The sequence below is a fragment of the Paenirhizobium naphthalenivorans genome, assembly GCF_007992095.1.
GTDB classification, from domain to species: domain Bacteria; phylum Pseudomonadota; class Alphaproteobacteria; order Rhizobiales; family Rhizobiaceae; genus Allorhizobium; species Allorhizobium naphthalenivorans.
This window is the reverse complement of the sequence record NZ_BJZP01000099.1, coordinates 1-1,284: the sequence shown is the minus strand read 5'-3', so window position 1 is coordinate 1,284 and position 1,284 is coordinate 1. Positions and strand designations below refer to the sequence as shown.

Sequence of the window (1,284 nt, the reverse complement as noted above, 5' to 3'; positions counted from 1 at the left end):
AGAGCTGGCTCGGGAAATTTGAACAGCGGGGATAAGTGGAATTTCTGCCTGGCTTCGGCTTAAATGCCGGGAACAGGAGATACCATGACGAGACGACCGCGCCGGAACCATAGCCCGGCTTTCAAGGCGAAGGTGGCGCTCGCTGCCATCCGAGGCGAACAGACGCTGGTGGAGTTGTCCCAGCAGTTCGACGTTCATGCCAATCAGATCAAGCAATGGAAAGACCAACTCCTTGAGGGGGCGACGAGCGTTTTCGGCGATGAGGCCAAGGCCGAACCGGCAGGCCCGACCGTCGATGTCAAAACGTTGCACGCCAAGATCGGGGAGTTAACGCTGGAGAACGATTTTTTGTCCGGTGCGCTCGGCAAGGCGGGATTGCTGGGCGGAAAGAAATGATCGACCGCTCGCACAAACTGTCGGTCGCACGCCAGGCGAAGCTTCTCGGGTTCAGCCGTGGCAGCGTCTATTATTCGCCGCGTCCTGTGTCAGACGACGATCTGGCCCTGATGCGGCGGATCGATGAATGGCACCTCGAATATCCGTTTGCGGGAAGTCGGATGTTGCAATGGCTTTTGAGAGGAGAAGGGCTGAATGCCGGGCGGCTTCACGTCGCCACGCTGATGAAGAAGATGGGCATCGAGGCCATCTACCGTCGCCCGAGCACATCGAAACCAGCGCCTGGGCACAAGGTCTATCCGTATCTCCTGCGCAAGCTGGCAGTCACCCGGCCCAATCAGGTCTGGGCCATGGACTTGACCTACATCCCCATGGCGCGGGGATTTGTCTATCTCTGCTCTGTCGTCGATTGGTTCAGCCGGAAGGTCTTGTCGTGGCGATTGTCGATCACGATGGAAGCGGACTTTTGCATCGAGGCGGTTGAGGAGGCGCTCGCTCGTTACGGCAAGCCCGACATCTTCAACACGGATCAAGGATCGCAGTTCACATCCGTCGACTTTACCGCCGTGCTGAAGAAGGAGGAAATCGCCATCTCGATGGATGGCAAGGGTTCGTGGCGGGATAACGTCTTCGTCGAGCGGCTCTGGCGGTCGATCAAATACGAGGAGGTCTATCTCCACGCCTACAAAACCGTGTCCGAGGCCCGCGCCGGTATCGGTCGTTATCTGATCTTTTACAACACCAGACGCCCACATTCATCCCTTGACCGGCAGACGCCGGATCAGGCCTACTTCAACGCGCTGGCACCAATGATGGTGGCGGCATAATCGAGGCGGAAATCCACTTAGCAAAACGCCCCAAACTGTTCAGACAAACCGAGCCACCTCT

1 protein-coding gene is annotated in these 1,284 nt (G+C 57.9%); it reads left to right on the top strand.

The genetic code is table 11. From position 1 onward, the window contains the following. The first annotated feature begins 84 nt into the window (after positions 1-84). Positions 85-1,223 (top strand): IS3 family transposase gene (locus RNA01_RS23310; protein WP_170253628.1). Its coding sequence is split into 2 segments (ribosomal slippage): positions 85-343 and positions 343-1,223, totalling 1,140 coding nucleotides; the frame shifts between segments, so codons are not numbered across the junction. Positions 1,224-1,284 lie beyond the last annotated feature (61 nt).